This is a genomic window from Sporosarcina saromensis, assembly GCF_033253735.1.
GTDB lineage: Bacteria > Bacillota > Bacilli > Bacillales_A > Planococcaceae > Sporosarcina > Sporosarcina saromensis.
Genome location: NZ_JAUBDI010000014.1, coordinates 24,811 through 43,554, shown reverse-complemented (window position 1 = coordinate 43,554; position 18,744 = coordinate 24,811). Strand labels below are relative to the sequence as shown.

At 42.9% G+C, this 18,744-nt stretch carries 18 protein-coding genes; 14 read left to right on the top strand and 4 right to left on the bottom strand.

The features are described 5' to 3' along the window. Positions 1–104: 104 nt before the first annotated feature. From QT711_RS13705 to QT711_RS13685, 5 genes are all read left to right on the top strand, one after another. A complete protein-coding gene (locus tag QT711_RS13705; RefSeq protein WP_317945125.1) occupies positions 105–1,346 on the top strand; it encodes an MFS transporter in 1,242 nt (413 codons plus the stop codon). 211 nt (positions 1,347–1,557) lie between these two features. Further along, a complete protein-coding gene (locus QT711_RS13700) occupies positions 1,558–1,902 on the top strand; it encodes a DUF6054 family protein (protein ID WP_317945124.1) in 345 nt (114 codons plus the stop codon). 114 nt (positions 1,903–2,016) lie between these two features. Beyond that, entirely contained in the window at positions 2,017–2,679 is a 663-nt protein-coding gene (locus tag QT711_RS13695) for a uracil-DNA glycosylase (protein WP_317945123.1), read from the top strand. Continuing rightward, entirely contained in the window at positions 2,672–3,217 is a 546-nt protein-coding gene (locus tag QT711_RS13690; RefSeq protein WP_317945122.1) for an AAA family ATPase, read from the top strand. Before QT711_RS13695 ends, QT711_RS13690 begins: the two co-directional genes overlap by 8 nt. Before the next feature lie 92 nt (positions 3,218–3,309). Further along, positions 3,310–5,043: an ABC transporter ATP-binding protein gene (locus tag QT711_RS13685; protein ID WP_317945121.1), complete on the top strand. Its 1,734-nt coding sequence runs from the start codon at positions 3,310–3,312 to the stop codon at positions 5,041–5,043. A gap of 159 nt (positions 5,044–5,202) precedes the next feature. On the opposite strand, the gene QT711_RS13680 is transcribed toward QT711_RS13685, so the two are convergent. Beyond that, on the bottom strand, positions 5,203–5,496 hold the full coding sequence (locus QT711_RS13680; protein ID WP_317945119.1) for a nucleotide pyrophosphohydrolase: 294 nt from the start codon (positions 5,494–5,496) through the stop codon (positions 5,203–5,205). A 78-nt stretch (positions 5,497–5,574) separates the two neighbouring features. Between QT711_RS13680 and QT711_RS13675 the strand changes: the two genes are divergently transcribed. The 4 genes from QT711_RS13675 to QT711_RS13660 all read left to right on the top strand — a co-directional run bounded on the left by QT711_RS13675 (position 5,575) and on the right by QT711_RS13660 (position 9,071). Beyond that, on the top strand, positions 5,575–6,168 hold the full coding sequence (locus tag QT711_RS13675) for a DNA-3-methyladenine glycosylase (protein WP_398296139.1): 594 nt from the start codon (positions 5,575–5,577) through the stop codon (positions 6,166–6,168). Positions 6,169–6,233: 65 nt separating this feature from the next. Next, positions 6,234–6,749, top strand: a complete 516-nt coding sequence (locus tag QT711_RS13670; protein ID WP_317945117.1) for a type 1 glutamine amidotransferase domain-containing protein — start codon at positions 6,234–6,236, stop codon at positions 6,747–6,749. A 216-nt stretch (positions 6,750–6,965) separates the two neighbouring features. Beyond that, positions 6,966–8,024: a YkvI family membrane protein gene (locus QT711_RS13665; RefSeq protein ID WP_317945116.1), complete on the top strand. Its 1,059-nt coding sequence runs from the start codon at positions 6,966–6,968 to the stop codon at positions 8,022–8,024. A gap of 249 nt (positions 8,025–8,273) precedes the next feature. After that, a complete protein-coding gene (locus tag QT711_RS13660; RefSeq protein ID WP_317945115.1) occupies positions 8,274–9,071 on the top strand; it encodes an alpha/beta fold hydrolase in 798 nt (265 codons plus the stop codon). Positions 9,072–9,381: 310 nt separating this feature from the next. On the opposite strand, the gene hmpA is transcribed toward QT711_RS13660, so the two are convergent. Further along, a complete protein-coding gene (gene hmpA / locus QT711_RS13655; RefSeq protein ID WP_317945114.1) occupies positions 9,382–10,569 on the bottom strand; it encodes an NO-inducible flavohemoprotein in 1,188 nt (395 codons plus the stop codon). A 163-nt stretch (positions 10,570–10,732) separates the two neighbouring features. On the opposite strand from hmpA, the gene QT711_RS13650 reads away from it, so the two are divergent. Further along, positions 10,733–11,176 (top strand): Rrf2 family transcriptional regulator, encoded by a 444-nt coding sequence (locus tag QT711_RS13650; RefSeq protein WP_317945112.1) that lies wholly within the window; start codon positions 10,733–10,735, stop codon positions 11,174–11,176. A gap of 40 nt (positions 11,177–11,216) precedes the next feature. Continuing rightward, positions 11,217–12,143 (top strand): manganese-dependent inorganic pyrophosphatase, encoded by a 927-nt coding sequence (locus tag QT711_RS13645; RefSeq protein WP_317945110.1) that lies wholly within the window; start codon positions 11,217–11,219, stop codon positions 12,141–12,143. A gap of 102 nt (positions 12,144–12,245) precedes the next feature. On the opposite strand, the gene QT711_RS13640 is transcribed toward QT711_RS13645, so the two are convergent. Both QT711_RS13640 and QT711_RS13635 read right to left on the bottom strand, forming a co-directional pair. Beyond that, on the bottom strand, positions 12,246–13,031 hold the full coding sequence (locus QT711_RS13640; protein ID WP_317945108.1) for an AAA family ATPase: 786 nt from the start codon (positions 13,029–13,031) through the stop codon (positions 12,246–12,248). 39 nt (positions 13,032–13,070) lie between these two features. After that, complete coding sequence (locus tag QT711_RS13635; protein WP_317945106.1) at positions 13,071–14,447, bottom strand: FAD-dependent oxidoreductase; 1,377 nt, start codon at positions 14,445–14,447, stop codon at positions 13,071–13,073. Positions 14,448–14,550: 103 nt separating this feature from the next. Here QT711_RS13635 and QT711_RS13630 point away from each other — a divergent pair, with 103 nt between their 5' ends. The 3 genes from QT711_RS13630 (at position 14,551) to QT711_RS13620 (ending at position 18,741) form a co-directional block, all read left to right on the top strand. Next, positions 14,551–15,258: a DsbA family oxidoreductase gene (locus QT711_RS13630; RefSeq protein WP_317945104.1), complete on the top strand. Its 708-nt coding sequence runs from the start codon at positions 14,551–14,553 to the stop codon at positions 15,256–15,258. Positions 15,259–16,283: 1,025 nt separating this feature from the next. Further along, positions 16,284–17,201, top strand: coding sequence for a UDP-N-acetylmuramate dehydrogenase (murB, locus tag QT711_RS13625; RefSeq protein WP_317945102.1), 918 nt, complete (start codon positions 16,284–16,286; stop codon positions 17,199–17,201). A gap of 64 nt (positions 17,202–17,265) precedes the next feature. After that, on the top strand, positions 17,266–18,741 hold the full coding sequence (locus QT711_RS13620) for a potassium/proton antiporter (RefSeq protein ID WP_317945100.1): 1,476 nt from the start codon (positions 17,266–17,268) through the stop codon (positions 18,739–18,741). Positions 18,742–18,744 lie beyond the last annotated feature (3 nt).

The following is an 18,744-nucleotide window of genomic DNA, read 5'->3' as shown; positions in this document are numbered from 1 at the left end:
GTGAGCAGCTCTTTTTTTGTTGTTTGTATGTAATGTAGGTGTTGGTTCAAACTAAAAATAAGGGTTGTCTAACGATCTCGATTGAGAGTATAATGACAAGTGTCATGACAGCAAACTATGCAGCGAGGGGTAAACAAATTGTGAAAAAAGAACAACCGGGGATTTCCCGGAATAAATTACTTGTGATTTCTGGAACGGGTTGGATGTTCGATGCAATGGATGTCGGTATTCTTTCGTTCATTATTGCAGCGATAGCAGTTGAGTGGCAACTGTCGCCTACTGAAATGGGATGGGTAGGTAGTGTCAATTCTATTGGAATGGCAGTCGGTGCATTAGGTTTTGGCATGCTAGCAGATCGCATCGGCCGAAAAAATGTTTTTATGCTGACACTCATCCTCTTTTCGTTAGCAAGCGGACTATCAGCACTTACAACAACACTAACCGTTTTTCTTGCACTCCGATTCGTCATTGGGGCAGGGCTAGGTGGGGAATTACCAGTTGCTTCTACACTCGTAGCGGAAAGTGTATCCGCAAAGGAACGAGGACGTGTTGTTGTATTATTGGAAAGTTTCTGGGCTGCAGGTTGGTTGATTGCTGCGCTCATTGCATATTTCATCATTCCTGAATATGGTTGGAGAATTGCGCTTGTCTTAACTGCGCTTCCTGCATTTTACGCCATTTATTTGCGTCGCAACTTGCCGGATTCACCGAAATTTGAGCGAGCAGGAAAACCGAAACAATCATTCGGTGCCAAGATGAAGCTCATATGGTCCAAACCATATGCACGGAAAACGACGATGTTATGGATTGTATGGTTCACAGTCGTTTTCTCCTATTATGGTATGTTTTTATGGTTGCCAAGCGTCATGGTCATGAAAGGCTTTGACATGATTCACAGCTTCAAATATGTTCTCATTATGACGCTGGCGCAATTACCTGGATATTTCACGGCAGCATGGTTAATTGAAAAGACGGGGCGTAAATTTGTCTTATCGACTTATTTGCTCGGCACCGCGATTAGTGCGCTTACATTCGGAAATGCAGAATCGTTGTCCATGCTTCTACTGTCGGGCGCTTTTCTTTCTTTCTTTAACTTAGGGGCGTGGGGTGCTTTGTATGCGTATTCACCTGAACAATACCCGACATCCGTACGGGGGACAGGGTCAGGGATGGCCGCTGCTGTCGGAAGGATTGGAGGAATATTCGGCCCGTTGCTTGTTGGTTCGCTAGTGGCTAAGGGATTCGGCTTCGGAATCATATTTGGCATTTTTTGCGGAGCGATCATTATTGGTGTCCTTGCTGTAATCATACTCGGAACGGAAACGAAACAGCTTGAACTAGAATAAATTACGTAAGCCGCATAATGTAAGGGATTCATGTCTCTTATGTATGCGGTTTTTTATAGTGGTGATTTATAGTTTATTACTAATACTAAGATTTTAAAATGAGCTTCGAAAACTTTACCGCGCGCCTATCGTGATCCCTGTCTTAAACAATGCCTAAACGAAACCAATTAGCACCCTCTTTCGTACATAACTAGATAAAGGGGGCAATCATATGTCTATTAAAAATTTCAATGTCCGTATAACACCTCGCGAAGCAGTAGATGCTATCCAATCTGCTATCCTACAAGGTAGTATAAGTGGTACATTAGTAGATCATTATGAAAGAGCAGTCGGTGAATCGGAAATGCATGTCTTAATCATGGAAAAATACTATATGCGTTCAAATAATCGGGCATCTATAACGGCGACAATCGATAATTTCGATGGTGTAACTCGTGTTCACGTTGTTGCAGCTGGCAGTTCTGAAGGTGTCTTCTTTAGATTTGATTGGGGAGCAGGCAGTAATTTTGCAAACAGTGTTGAACGTGCATTGGCACATTCGATGATAAGCGAATAAGAGCATCGTTCGTACAAATTATTCGAATCCAATTCCACAAGTAAAACTAAAATTGTGTAGAAAGGGAATAGACAGGTACATCTGTTAGAAACAAGGCTGAAAGGGAGTGGATCAATGTTTCGCATACCTGAAAACATTGCGCAATTGGGCAAGGAACGAATTGAAGGATTTCCGGTCGAAGGGTTTGTGTATGGAGAAGGTCCACAACATCCTAAACTGATGCTTATTGGTGAGGCTCCTGGAGAATTTGAGGTTGTCGATGGTATCCCCTTCATTGGACGTGCAGGAAAAGAGCTTATGAAATCTCTCGCAACAATCGGATTAACACGTGAAGATGTCTATATTACAAGCGCTGTGCGAAGTAGACCGTACAAATGGGGAGAGAAACGAGAACGAGATGGGACAAAGACGACAAGAAAGTACAATCGTCCGCCAACGCAGAAGGAGATTATTGCGCATGCGCCGATCCTTGACTATGAAATCGCGAATGTTCAGCCCAAGCTAATTGTAACGTTAGGGAATGTCGGTTTACAAAGGTTGCTCGGTAAAGAAGCGAAAGTTACGGAATTACACGGGCAATTACTTGAGCAACCCGTCCGCTGCTTGCAGTCATTGGATGAACCGACGTTTAGCTGGACGGAAAAGGCCTATCGACTTGTACCTACTTTTCACCCTGCATCTGTTTTCTATCGCCCTTCTCATCGACCGGATCTAGAAGCAGATTGGTTAGCAATCGGCAAACTGTTACAGCAAATAGAGGAGGGACAAGATGGATAGTAAACGCATCTTGCTCATTGGTTGTAGTGGTGCAGGGAAGTCCACACTGTCCGTGGCACTCGCCGAGAAACTGAAGTTGCCTGTCATTCACCTGGATGCCCTCTTTTGGAACGAAGGATGGGTGCCAACCCCAAAATCCGAATTCCGGGAAAAGCTTCAGTGTGAGTTAGAACAGCCAGCATGGATCATCGATGGCAATTTTAATTCCACAATTGAAATGCGAGCGCAGTACGCCGACTTGGTCATTTTTCTCGATTTTCCAAATTGGCTTTGTTTAGCCCGTGTATTCAAACGTAGATGGCAAAACCGAGGGAAGACACGGCCGGATATGGCACCAGGATGTCCAGAAAAAGTGGATTGGGAATTTATAAAATTTATATGGACGTATCCGAAAAAGAAACGGCCAGGTGTCTACCGAATGATGGAACGTGTCAATGCAGATGTGCTCGTGTTACAAAGTCCTGCAGAAGTGAAGAAGTGGCTTGAGAAGTTGGGAATTGAAAGTAGTGTCGAGGTTCGTAGCCCAAGAAAGAGATAATTGAAAAATGTGTACGAACTTTTACAGTAACCATTTAAATGAAATCCTGTTTACTATTGAATGTATTTTTATAGGAGTTGTGAGGTGTCAACATGGATAGTACGGTCCAAACGAAAGGATCGATGAAGGAATTCTTTGCTTTATTGCAACAGTTAAAGTGGCCGAAAGGAAAGACAGTGCTTGCGCTTTTTCTTGCATTGCTTTCTACAGGGGCAAGTCTTGCTGTTCCGCTCGTGACAAAGCAATTGGTCGATTCTTTAACAACAGCGTCATTTAATTGGCAGACAGCGATTTTTTTGTTTGCAGTTTTTATTCTCCAGGCGGTATTAGGGGGTGTATCCTACTACTTACTGGCGTTCATCGGTGAAACGATTGTCGCTGATTTACGAGGGAAGTTGTGGTCGAAGATATTGAGACTCCCGGTTTCGTATTACGATGACAATGAAACAGGCGAGACGATGAGTCGGATTACACAAGATACGACGATGTTGAAACAATTGGTTTCCGATCATCTCGTATCTTTCATAACGGGTATCATTTCAATTATCGGTGCTGTCGCAATTTTGTTTGTGTTGGATTGGAAAATGACGCTGATCATGCTTGTCAGTATTCCAATTAGTATGGCAATCATTTTCCCGCTTGGTCGGATTATGCATAAGATTGCAAGAGCGACGCAAGGCGAAATGGCAAAGTTCTCGGGGCATCTTGGACGTGTATTAGGAGATATCCGTCTCGTGAAAGCATATCGTGCTGAAAAGAGTGAAGGGGAAAAAGGTGAACAGGCCATTCGCTCTTTGTTTACCTTCGGATTAAAAGAAGCGAAAATTCAAGCGATTATATCCCCTGTAATGACCCTCGTCATGATGAGCATTTTAGTCGTCATCCTTGGCTACGGTGGCGCTCAAGTGGCCAAAGGAGATTTAACTGCAGGGACACTCGTCGCTATCATTTTTCTTATGTTTCAAATCATTATTCCGTTTGCACAAATGGCTCAGGTCTTTACAATTTTTCAAAAAGCGGTAGGTGCAACAGAGCGTATACAACAAATATTGCGTATGGACAGTGAACGAGCTGAAGGGACTTCCGTCATTGATAAGAGCATCCTCGAGTTTCGCGCTGTTGACTTTGCTTATGAATCAGGCAAGCAAGTGCTACAAAATATCACATTCCAAGCTAGACCAGGTTCTGTAACCGCTTTTGTTGGACCAAGTGGTGGAGGGAAAACAACAATCTTTTCACTGATTGAACGATTTTATGTGCCAACTGAAGGTGGTGTATTCATCGGTGACGCGCCAATTGAGGCTATTGCGTTAGGTGATTGGCGAAAACGAATCGGCTATGTATCCCAGGAAAGTCCGTTGTTAAGCGGTACCATTGTAGATAACATCGCTTATGGACTGGAAAGACGTCCTTCCTTGGATGAAATCCGTGGAGCAGCCGAAGCGGCAAATGCGCTTCAATTCATTGACGAGATGGAAGATGGTTTTGACACACTTGTGGGCGAGCGGGGTATGAAATTGTCTGGAGGGCAACGCCAGCGTATTGCAATTGCCAGAGCATTGTTGCATGACCCTGAAATCTTGCTGTTAGACGAAGCGACGTCCAATTTGGATAGTGGTTCTGAGACGCATGTGCAGGAAGCATTGCAACGGTTAATGGAAGGTCGAACAACCCTCATCATAGCCCATCGCTTATCGACTGTTATTGACGCCGATCAACTCATATTCCTAGAAGCCGGTCGTATTACTGGGATTGGCACGCATAGTGAGTTGATGCATTCGCACGCCATGTACAAGGAATTTGCAGAAGGACAAGGATTGTCATGAAAGAATGTTCATTTAGTTGAATGAACGATAAATCTAATCGCATGAAACCAATTCGATACTTGGCTTCATGCGATTTTTGGCTAAACAGCTTCTAACGAGAACTTGCAGTAGGCTTTGTCCGCCATGCACGAACTACTTGCCTCATCACCCTCTCCTCAATCAACCAATCGGAAACCGCTCTGCATTTTTAGCCATTTTGGCACGGGCTGCTTCAAGCAAGTCGATATTCAGCGCATCTGCAAACTGTACCAAATAGATGAGTACATCTGCTGCTTCTTCTGCAATTTCATCTCTTCTTGCAGCCACCGCTTCCTCAGGTGACTGCCATTGAAAGTGTTCAAGGAGTTCACTCGCTTCAAGTGATATGGATATTGCCAGATTGCGTGCATCTCGGTTGCCTGTCCAACCACGTTCTTCAGAAAATTTTCGTAGTGCTTCTTGGAGTTGTTCCATGTATCTCATCCTTCACCATTTTTCTTGAGTATACAGGATGGTTTTTACATAATAAAGGGACGTGAAGGAGGAATTAACATGTACGAACCACTCGATCAAACGTTTTTTGAAGCCCCTGTGCTTGAACTAGCGAAGCGACTTGTTGGCCAGTTGATTGTCCATGAGACACCTAACGGGCTCATTGTTGCCAGGATTGTTGAGACGGAAGCCTATCACGGCCCGGAAGATCGAGCTGCACATAGTTATGGGAATCGACGGACGAAGCGGACGGAAATTATGTTTGACGAACCGGGGTATGTGTATACGTATCAAATGCATACACACACCTTAATGAATGTCGTCTGTGGACCGAGGGGGATTCCTCATGCAGTTCTACTTCGTGCAGCTGAACCGGTAGAAGGGCTTCACTTGATGCAAGAGAACCGGGGTGAAAAGTTGAAAATGAAGGATTGGACGAATGGCCCTGGTAAGCTGTCAAAAGCTTTAGGCGTGACGATGCATTATTATGGCCATCGATGGACAGAACAACCATTGTTCCTTGCGAAAGGTTCGGAAACATTGGAAATTGAAACAGGCCCGCGCGTAGGGATCGGTAACTCCGGGGAGGCGGTTCATTATCCTTGGCGTTTTTTTGAAAAAGATAATCCTTATGTCTCAAAATATCGGCCATAAGTTTAGATGATGGATACTGTGGAATAGTAGTAGGGCTTACGAAATATGAAAGGATGATTAGTCAAATGGCGAAAATAGCTACAGTCATTACAAACCTATTCGAAGACTCTGAGTACACACAACCTGCTGACGCTTTCAAAGAGGCTGGTCACGAAGTAGTGACCATTGAAAAAGAGGCAGGCAAGGAAGTGAAAGGAAAGAGCGACGGAACGACGGTAACGATTGACAAAGGAATTGACGAAGTTAACGCAGCCGACTTTGACGCACTTTTCATACCTGGTGGTTTTTCACCGGATCAGCTTCGTGCAGATGATCGATTTGTCCAGTTTGCGAAGAAATTTATGGACGATTGTAAACCGGTTTTTGCAATTTGCCATGGTCCACAGCTTCTCATTACAGCAAAAACGCTAGAAGGACGACATGCGACAGGCTACAAATCCATCCAAGTGGATATGGAATATGCAGGTGCGAAGTTCTTAGATGAAGAAGTTGTCGTTTGCGATAATCAGCTCGTGACGAGCAGGACACCTGATGACTTACCGGCGTTCATTCGCGAATCAAAGCAACTACTAAATAAATGATGTGTAGTGGGCTGCTCTTAAATGGAGCAGTCCTTTCATTTCGCTCGTTAAATCTGTCAATTGAAAATGATTGAAAGGGACGTATAATACGTAATGTTCTTGAAATGAAAGCAAATGCATGGTAGATTAAGACGGGATTGCTAAATATGTACTAAAATTTCTAATTATTTCGTACATACATAGTGTGAATTGCTAACAACATAGGGGGGACAAAATGTGAAAAAAGTGTTAAAAATGGGAAGCGCTTTCATCGGGATTATTGTCGGTGCAGGATTTGCTTCCGGTCAAGAGATTTTGCAGTACTTTACTAGTTTCGGTTTCATGGGGATTGCGGCGGCAATAATATCTACAGCTTTATTTGCGTACATAGGAATGATATTGACGAGACTTGGTAGCCGGATGCAGACGAAATCACATAAAGAGGTCATCTATAAGATTAGTGGTTTCTACATTGGACTGGTGATTGATTTTATTATTATCTTGACACTTTTTGGCGTAGGTGTCGTCATGGTTGCTGGTGCGGGTTCAAACCTTGAGCAGCAATTCGGATTACCGTCATTTGTCGGTAGTTTACTAATGGTCATTCTTGTATTTGCAACAATTCTATTGAATGTCGATAAAGTTGTAGGAGTTATCGGTAGTATTACACCTTTTCTAATTTTAGCGGTCATTGTTGTATCCGTCTATTGCTTGACGACGATGGATCAATCGTTTGCTGCACTTAATCCAATTGCCAATGAAGTGGATACGACATTGCCAAATTGGTTTATCTCGGGTATCAATTATGTTTCCTTTAATATTGCAGTTGGGGCGTCGATGTCGCTCGTCATGGGTGGCGCAGAGAAGGATGAAAGAACAGCTGCACTTGGTGGGTTAGTTGGTGGTCTTGGACTTGGTATTATGATTTTACTATCTCATTTGGCGATATTCTCAAAAGTCGACGTAGTAGGGGACGCGGACTTGCCAATGTTAGCGATCATCAATGACATCTCACCAATTCTTGCAACCTTAATGGCATTTGTGTTGTACGGAATGATTTTTAACACAGCTGTAAGTATGTTTTATGCATTTGGAGCACGTTTTACAACAATCGGCACAAAAACGTTCAGATCATTCGTGCTGATTACTTTGATCATTGGATTTGCATTAAGCTTTTTCGGATTTAAAAACCTTGTCGCGCACCTCTATCCATTTATCGGCTATATCGGATTACTGCTTTCGGGAATCTTGATTTATACATCATTCAAACTACCAAAAAAAGCAAATCGATACTAGTCAATGAAAAACAAGATTGCTCCGGATTTTGTCTGGTAGCAATCTTTCTTTTTGTCAAAAACTCGACATAACTTCACTTGTGGGACTACACAATTGGTTGTCAGTCGGAGTCGCACGATGGTTTAATGGTAAAGGAGTAGTGAAAACTACAGCTATTCTCAAATGATGTCTTGCATAGATCTCTATTCGCTTACTTGAGTGAAGGATAGTCATGTGATACGACATCCATTTGGCGAAAGGATGAAGCACTTGATTCACTATCGAACGTATGTAAAAGCAGAAGAAGCTCCATGGGTTACATTTATTCATGGTGCCGGTGGAAGTTCTTCGGTTTGGTTCAAGCAAATACGTGAATATCGGAAACACTACAATATACTGTTAGTCGATCTTCGTGGCCACGGGAAATCAGAGAGGGGTCGCTGGAAAAAAGGCGACAGCTTTGCAGATATTTCAAAGGAAGTTATTGATGTGTTAGATGAATTGCAAGTGCCACAGACGCACGTTGTCGGAATGTCATTAGGAACAATAGTTGCCCAAACAATGGCGGACAATTTTCCAAGCCGAGTGAAATCGCTCGTATTAGGTGGCGCTATCATCCGACTGGATGTCCGTACAAAATTTTTGTTGTTTGTCGGCAATGTGTCTAAACGAATAGTCCCTTACATGTTATTGTACAAGCTGTTAGCATATATTATCATGCCGCGCAAAGAGCATGAGGAATCGCGTATGGTTTTTGTGAATGAAGCGAAAAAAATGTGCCAAAAAGAATTCGTCAAATGGTTCTCATTGACCCACCTCATAAATCCTTACTTGTCGCGATTGCAAATGTCAACAACGTCCATTCCAACCTTGTTTTTAATGGGAGATGAAGACTACCTTTTCATCCCACCTGTAGAAAAAGTTGTCAAAATGAGTAAGACCTTTGAATATATAGCAATAAAAAATGCCGGGCATGTATGTAACATCGATCAGCCTGACGAGTTTAATCGAATATCGATCGATTACATTGCCAAAATCGAACAACAAAACGCAGCCGTCCTTGTGTAAGGAGGCTGCGTTCAGCCTGTTGACAAACGCTCGCATCCGTTGTTGCTCGTCGCGCTCGTCCGCTCATGAACTTTAGTTCTATTCGCGTCTTCGCTTGACTTCGGGCGGGCCTGCACGATGCAGGTCATGCAGTCGTTGGGACAGGACGTCCCGAACTTAGACTGCCTTCCAACTGACAAGCGTTTTCAATCAGGCTGAAGGACTTTATATGTATCACAAATTTCATTAAATAAGTGTAGGCAAAGTAAAAAATCAACTTTGTCTACACTCTGAGCGCAGCAGTCTTTGTTTAAGGACGCTGCGCTTTGTTTTATGCAGTTACAAGTGTTAGTTCTTCAGCAGGTCCAAAGAATTCATAGTGAATCTGTTCTTTGGCAACACCATTCGCGACTAATCCGGAAATGACCGCTTGCATGAATGGAGTTGGACCACAGACATAGACATCGCTGCCTGCTAGTACGTGTTGCGCTAGGAATTCACGTGTGATGAACCCATCTCCTTCTTCAGAATAAAGCGTTTCGTATGTGTAGTTTGTTAAGTCTTGATCCATATTGCGCAGATCTTCATCAAATGCTTGGTGGTTCCGTGTGCGTGCAGAATGAAGGAATGCAACAGGACGTTCAGGTGATTGTAGTGCAATCGTCTGAACCATTGCCATCATTGGCGTAATGCCTACCCCTCCACTAATTAACGTCACAGGTGTCTTGCTGTCTGTATCAAGATAAAAATCTCCTGCAGGTGCACTAATTTCGATCGTGTCGCCGACATGTAACTGCTTGTGAAGGTGAACGGATGCTTTCCCCATCGGTTCGCACGCATCTTCCCGCTTAACAGAGATTCTAAATGTATCTTTCCCAGGAGCTTGCGATAAGCTGTATTGTCGATTAATCATGTAGTCCTCACCTGGAATAGAGAAGCGGACTGTAATGTATTGACCAGGTTTAAAGGAAGGCAGTTCCCTACCGTCAACCGGTTTGAAATAGAAAGAAGTGATGACGTCGCTTTCTTGTACTTTATTAACGACAGTGAATTCCTTGAACAGTCTCCAACCGCCTGCTGTATCTTCCGCTTTGTCGTACATGTCTTTTTCAATACCAATAAATGCATCAGCAATAACTCCGTACGCTTCGCCCCAAGCCTCAATAATCTCAGAAGTTGCAGCATCACCAAGGACTTCTTTAATGGCTCCGAGAAGATGATATCCCACGATTGGAAAATGCTCGGGCAGAATTCCTAATGAACGGTGTTTGTGGCCAATTTGAATAACCGCAGGAATAATGGCGCCAAGGTTATCAATATTTGCCGCTGCTGCATATACCGCATTGGCAAGAGCAGTTTGTTGGCGACCTTTTGATTGGTTTGTGTGATTGAAAATGTTCAATAGTTCTGGATGCGCTTCAAACATATTTTTATAAAAAACGGTCGTAATCGTTTTTCCGTGTTGTTCAAGAACGGGTACTGTTGACTTTACAATATCGATTGTTTGTTGAGAGAGCATGTAGTGCACAACCTTTCTTGTTTTGTTAATTCCACAATAAACGATTATGTTGTTTAAAGATATATTTTATATATAACTTTAATGTAGAGTTCTATTTTTAGACACATACCTTTCACCTTCCTGTCATAATCGCTATAATAAAATGTGAAAGAGCGGTGATGTTATGCGTTTGACTTTATATACGGATTTTTCATTGCGCGTACTGATCTATTTAGGTACTAAAGAATTTGGTGAGCTATCACGCGTTCAAGAGATATCGGACACGTATGGCATATCAAAAAATCATCTAACAAAGGTTGTTCATGAATTAGGCAAGATGGGGCTAGTTGAAACGGTTCGTGGGCGTGGCGGCGGTGTCCGGTTGAATGTGAAACCGGAACATATTAATGTTGGCGAGCTCGTAAGGAAGACAGAAGACGACTTTCATCTTGTAGAATGTTTTAAACCTGAAGGCAATCTTTGCGTCCTTACGCCTGCTTGTCGGCTAAAAGGTGCTCTGCAAGAAGCACTCTTAGCCTATTTAGCAGTATTAGACCAGTACACAATTGCGGATTTCATCGTAAACAGAGAAGAGCTAGCAGCAATTTTGTTCAGCAAATCTTTGTGATAGAATATGTAGGAAGATAAACAATAGTAGGAGGATACTTATGAGTAAAGTATTAGTATTTGGACATAAAAACCCTGATACCGATTCCATCACATCGGCAATCAGCTATGCGTATTTAAAACAACAAATCGGAATGGATGCCGAAGCGGTTCGTCTTGGCTCCATTTCTGGTGAAACTGCTTACGCTCTAGGGCAATTTGGTTTTGAAGCACCGAGATTAATTGAAACGGCAGCTTCTGAAACAAAACAAGTCATCCTTGTCGATCACAACGAAAAACAACAAAGTGTGGATGACATTGAAGAAGTTCAAGTGATTGAAGTCATTGACCACCACCGTATTGCAAACTTCCAAACGGCAGATCCACTGTACTACCGTGCTGAGCCAGTTGGTTGTACGGCAACGATTTTGAAGAAGCTTTACAAAGAACATGATGTAGAGATTCCGAAAGAAATTGCAGGCCTTATGCTATCAGCAATTATCTCGGATTCCCTGTTATTCAAATCCCCAACATTTACCGAAGAGGATCGCAAAGCAGCTGAGGAACTTGCAGCAATTGCAGATGTTGACGCAGAAGTGTACGGCTTGGAAATGTTAAAAGCGGGAGCGGATTTAAGCGGCAAGTCCCTTGAAGAACTCGTCTCTCTAGACGCAAAAGAATTTACAATCGGTGATGCAAAGATTGAAATCGCTCAAGTGAATGCCATTGAAGTGAACGATGTATTAGACCGTCAATCAGAGCTTGAAGTATTGTTAAACAGTATTATTGAAGAGAAGGACCTGTCACTCTTCCTATTTGTTGTGACGGATATTCTAAACAATGATTCAACTGTCATTGCTCTTGGACAAGCTGCTGAACGTGCGTGTGCGGCATTCAATGTAGGGCTAACAAACAATACTGCAATCTTTAAAGGTGTCGTTTCCCGTAAGAAACAAATCGTCCCGATTTTAACGGAAGCATTGAAATAAAAGTGATATGAGGGACAAAAAATACCGCATGAAGCTTGGTTATCATAACCTCGTTTCCATGCGGTATTTTACTTTTGCAATAAGTATAGTGGTGTTAGAAATTTAGTTGAATAAATGACGTAAATAGCGATCGGGTGTATGCAAAAAATCTCTCGTTATCTGAACATGTGACAGTTCATCAAATATAGCCGGCTCCAGAACACCATTTTGCACTTCATACAAATCGGCGTACGGATAAGCCATCATGATGGGGGAATGAGTAGCAATAAGGAACTGAGCTCCTTCTTTCGTCATCTCATGTATCATCGCAAGAAGTGTCAGCTGATTTTGCGGCGACAAAGGTGCTTCCGGTTCGTCCAGAATATAAAAACCTCCAGGTCGAAATCTTGCTTGAAATAAGTCGAAAAAACTTTCTCCGTGTGAACGTTTTTCCAATCCTTCTCCGTAAAGACTACGTAGTTCATGGTACGTTTTTGCATACGGCAAAACTTCTAGGCTATATGGATCTCGTTGCTTTATTTCCTCTATTTTTGCTCGTGCATCTTCACGCATTGTTGCAATACTTCGCGTATATGTAATGAAATCTGCTGCGCGAAAAAAGAAGCCATTATTCGATTTCAAGGACCAGATAATCTTCAAGTCTTCTGCAAGTTCAAATGCTGGAGAGAGCGAATGGTCCTTTTCCATATGCTCTCCGCTAATTAAAATGCTTCCCGCTGCAGCAGCAATTCCTTCTAATAACGTCGTCTTTCCACAACCATTATCACCGACAATAATTGTCACGGGTGCGGAAAATGCTAATCCGTCAAACCTACGAACAATGTCCAAATTAAATGGATAACGGTCGTCCATCGTCGTGTACTTTCTTTTAATCTCTCTGACAGACATCCCTTACACCCCTTTTCGTCAGTATACTTGAAAAGTGGCTCAATTCAAATCGAGTGGTTTAGTAGCAGGTCCTTCTAGGACAGAACCGTCTGTACGAAAGCGGGAACCGTGACATGGGCAGTCCCACGTCTGATCCGCTTCATTCCAACGTGTCCTGCACCCCATGTGTGTACATATAGGAGAATCGGTTCGTGTAATATGGCCGCCCGTAAACTCTTTTACTACAAGTCCAGTATTGCGCAAAGCTTGTAAAAGGAACGATCCAAAACCTGTGCGATCCGGGGCATATAAAGATATCGCTTTGTTTTCACGTCCAACGATTTGGTCAGTAATAATGCGCGCACTGGCAATGGCGTTTGACAAGCCCCATTTTCGGAAACCCGTATTAATGTATACATACGGCATGCTAGAAGAAATGATACCCGCATAAGGGATTAGGTCAGGTGTAGATGGGTCTTGGGCAGACCAGCCATATTTCAAGGCTTCTAGTTGGTACGTATTCCGTAATTCAAACGATAACGTTTCATAATGAATTTGAGTCGCTTTTTCCGTTCCTGCTACATGGGATTCGCCGGCTAGTAAGAAATGGGTCTTTCCGTCAATATATACGGTACGGACTGAACGTTTCGGGTTATCTACTGAAATATACTGCCCTTGAAGTGGCATGTTTGCATAGCATGACACGATATAGGAGCGATTGACGCTTAACTTTAAAATTTGCAAACCTCGCAGCGCTTCAATTGGATAATGCGTGCACAATGAGAGGTTGGAGAATTGAATTTCGTGCTCACTACTTGTGTACACTACGCGTTTTTTTAAATCCATTAACCGGACATCCGTCTTTTCATAAATACGGGCACCAGCTTGCACTGCTAATTTAGCTAGATGCTGACCGAATCGTACAGGATGTAGTTGTGCTTCGCGTTTAATTGTCAATGTAGCTTCTGTTTTTAGTGGAAGTTCACTGTTCCTTCCGAGTTCTCCCGGAATACCAATCTCCTCATATGCTTTCATCTCGTCTTGAAGTTTTTCAGTTCCGTATTTTGATTGCGAGAACAAGATGGAATCTGCGTTTCGAAGTTCATCACCTTCAGCGATGGATTCCCCAAACAGCACAGCTTGCCGATTCGCTTCATAATACAACTTTGCATTTTCACGACCAAACTGTTTAATTAAATCGGCATACACTACATCATGTTGCACGGTCAATTTCCCTGTTGAATGACCGGTTGCTCCACAAAGAATCTCATCTTTTTCTAGTAAAATGACATCTTTCCCTTCCTTCGCAAGGAAATAAGCATTGGCAAGTCCACTTAACCCACCGCCAACAATACAGACATCACATGATACATCTTTATCGAGTGGGGGATAGGCGTTGCGTTTATAGGCAGTTTGTAACCAAAGTGAGTGTTTCATTAATAATCCTCCAATTTATTGTTAACTACTGCGATAGCAGGCATATTCATTGTTGCCATAATGAATGAAATCTAAAATAGAAGTAGAAAGGTGGGGGCTGTTAATGAAAATTGAGATATGGTCAGATTATGTTTGTCCTTTTTGTTACATCGGAAAACGCCGGTTAGAAGAGGCACTTGCATCTACAAATTTAGCCGGTCAAGTCGAAGTGGAATTCAAAGCGTATCAATTGGACCCAACTACACCTGCTACATCAGAAGCACCGATGCTTGATGGATTGGCAAAGAAATACGGTGTCAGTTTGGATGAAGCGAAAAACATGATGGCGAATGTCGCGGAACAAGCGAAGACGGTCGGATTACAATATGATGTGGATGGCATGAAGGTAGCCAATACGTTTAACGCACACCGGCTTGCAAAACTTGCCGCCACTGAAGGGAAGGCGGATGCGGTTTCTGAGCGATTAATGCAAGGGTCCTTCCTAAAAGGCGAAGCGCTTGGCAAGGAAGAGACGCTATTGAATATTGCTGAAGAAGCAGGCATGTCAAAAGAACATGTATCTGCCATGCTCCAATCTGACGAATTTGCTGCAAATGTTCAGCAAGACATCGAAGAAGCAAGGCAAATCGGCGTGCAAGGCGTACCCTTCTTTGTCATTAATCGCAAATATGCTATTTCAGGAGCGCAGCCTGCACAAGCATTTGCAGAAGCATTAGAGAAAGTCGCAAAAGAAGAAGGCATTCAACCCAAATTGCAAGTGCTCGGCAGTGAAGGAAAAGGCGTTTGCACAGACGATCAGTGTGAAATATAAGTTACAGATAGAGTAGGAATACCATTTGCCGCAACTCAAATATGCATGAAGGGCTATTCGTCCTCGTGCATATTTTTTTGTGTGGATTGCGGTGGAAGGCTCCTCGATAGAGGGAGTAAATGTGAAAGTGTGATGTAAATCGTTTCATTGGAAAATTTTCAATGCCCGTGGGCGTTAAGAATTAATGCAGTCGGTCAAATAGAGGTGTTCTAAATGCCCGTGAGCGTCGGAAATTGGTGCGTACGGTCAAATAGAGGTGTTCTAAATGCCCGTGAGTGCCTGAAATTGGTGCATACGGTCAAATAGAAGTGTTCTAAATGACCGTGAGCGCGGGAAATTGATGCATACGGTCAAATTGAAGTGATCTAAATGCCCGCGAGCGTCGGAAATTGGTGAGTACGGTCAAATAGAAGTGATCTAAATGCCCGCGAGCACAAGAAACGGGTGTGTACGGTCAAATAGAGTTGTTCTAAATACCCGTGAGTGCCGGAAATTGGTGCATCCGGTCAAATAGAGTTGTTCTAAATGCCCGGGAGCGTCGGAAATAGGTGAGTACGGTCAAATAGAGATGTTCTAAATGCCCGTGAGCGTTGGAAATTGGTGCATACGGTCAAATAGAAGTGCTGAAGAAAAAGAACCAAACTGAGGATAAAGGGTGTTTATCTATCAATAGCGATCTATTCCGTTCCATACAATTGCAAGCGTTCTAAAAAAACTTTTTCCAGCCTAAGTCGTATCAATTTTACAACGCAGAGCACTTCATGCGAACGATACAGCACAAAATTCATATATTTCATTTCAGTAACATTGAAATACAAATAAAATAGGCAGCCTAAGAAGAATCGCTTGTCAAAAAAGCGGATTGCAAGCATACTTATAAGAGTGAAAGGATTTTCTGATCGTTTGGAAAAATAGTATTTGGTGGCGTAGAAACAATTCATTAGCATTGCGCCATAACTAGTAGGGAAGGCATCACACCGTCTTCGTGTATCAGATTTTCACTACCTCGAAAGGATTGTGTTTAGATGTCAAAATATATTTGGTTAGAAGCATTACAAAAGCACTTACATGACGGCGAGCTGCTGATTGATGAGCCGTTACATAAATATACGAAAACGAAATTAGGCGGCGCTGCAGATCTTTTAGTCATTCCGGCAACAATGGAGGAAATGGCTACAACCGTCCGCTATGCCCATGAAAATAACATACCACTACTTCTATTAGGGAATGGGTCGAATATGGTTGTACGTGATGGCGGTGTGCGAGGCATTGTGCTTCACATGTCGAAGCTTGATCGCATCATCATTGACGGAACGCGTGTCCATGCAGAAGCAGGTGCTCATATTATCGAAGTTTCACAAAAAGCGGCGAAAGCATGTCTCACGGGCTTGGAATTTGCTTGTGGTATTCCTGGGAGCATTGGGGGCGCAATGGCAATGAATGCGGGTGCCTATGGCGGGGAAATAAAAGACGTAATTGTGCAAGCGACCGTTATGGACCTAGCTGGGAACGTGTTTGTGTTAACGAAAGATGAATTGGAACTTGGTTACCGGAAGAGCATTATTGCGAAAAAAGGGTACTTTGTCTTATCGGCTGATTTTCAATTGGCTGACGGTGTCCAAGAAGAAATCGATGCAAAAGTGGCCGATTTAACGTATCAACGTGAATCCAAACAACCCCTCGAATATCCTTCAGCAGGCAGTGTGTTCAAGCGACCTCCAGGTTATTTTGCCGGGAAGCTCATTCAAGATTGTCAGTTACAAGGTAAAGGTTTTGGTGGTGCTGAAGTTTCCATAAAGCACGCAGGCTTCATTGTGAATAAAAATAATGCAACTGCATCTGACTACATTCAAACGATAGAAATGGTGAAAAAAGAAGTGAAAAGTCGATTTGACGTCGATTTAGAACTCGAAGTGAAAATTGTGGGAGAAGAACCACAATAAGAGGAGGTTTTAAACCTCCTTTACATAACGCATTGAAAAGTCGGTGTCGGGAAAGGGGTAAAGAATGAACGAATTTTCGATAGATGGAATTATTCTTTTAATGGGCTTCTTTTTACTTTGTGGCGTCCTCATGACAAAGCTCACTTCGCGGGCAGGCGTACCTGCACTCGTTCTCTTTATGATTTTAGGAATGGTGTTAGGGAGTGACGTGTCAGGCCTCATCTATTTTTCCGACGCTCATTTAGCGCAAACAATCGGGATTGTCGCGCTCATCATCATTTTGTTTGAAGGTGGGCTCCAAACTGAATGGAAAAACGTCCGTCCGGTCTTAGGCGGTGCAAGTGTCCTCGCCACAGTAGGGGTAATTATGACAGCAGCGGTCGTTGCAATTGCTGCACACTATGTATTGGGATTAGGTTGGCTCGAATCATTCCTCCTAGGTTCCATCGTTGGTTCAACCGATGCCGCTGCTGTATTTTCTGTCATGTCCGGACAAAACATCAAATCTAAAATGTCTTCTACATTAGAAATGGAATCGGGCTCCAACGATCCAATGGCGATGTTCCTCACCGTCGCCTTCATTGAATGGCTTACGCTCCCAAACTTCTCAATGGGCAACTTGATTGTAAACTTTTTCGTCCAAATGGGACTTGGTCTCGTGTTAGGACTCGGTTTAGGCTATTTAGCATCCATTTGGATGAATAAAATAAAACTCGATGCGAGTGGTTTATACGCAGTACTCTCAATGGGGTTTGCCATTGCAATCTACGCGGTTACCTCCTCATTGGGAGGGAGTGGACTGTTAGCCGTATACGTGGCCGGTATATTAATAGGTACACGTGAACTAAATCATAGCCACGCAATCTTTAGATTCCATGAAGGCTTTGCATGGCTGATGCAACTTATTATGTTCGTCATCCTCGGCTTGCTTGTTTTCCCGAAAGAGTTAGCAAACTTGGACCTTATTTGGAAAGGTCTCGTATTGTCTTTCATTCTAATGTTCGTAGCAAGACCAATAGCTGTATTTTTATGTACGATGTTTTTCAAATATACTTTCAAAGAAAAGTTATTTTTATCATGGGCAGGCCTACGAGGAGCAGTTCCAATCGTCTTGGCAACGTTTCCGTTATTAGCAGGTGTCCCTGATCCCTATTTGTATTTTAATATGATCTTCTTTATGGTCATCACATCCGCGTTATTGCAAGGCTCAACAATCTCAAATGTTGCGAGATGGCTCGGCTTGGAAGCACCAGCAACTCCGAAACGGATTCATCAGCTTGAACTGATTTCCATGGATAAAGCAAACGCAGAAATGCTGGAAGTCGAAATCTCAGCAAACTCGCCATTCCTTGATCAAAAAGTGCAAACACTTGGCTTACCGAAAGAAACCGTCATCTCCGCTATCATTCGTGACGGAAAACTAGTCATGCCTACAGGTCGTACGAAACTGCAAGCAGAAGATGTCCTCTTCATACTCGCTGCAAAAGAACAAGTACCAAAAGTAAAACTTGTCCTAGCAGATGAAAATGGATTTGAATAAGAA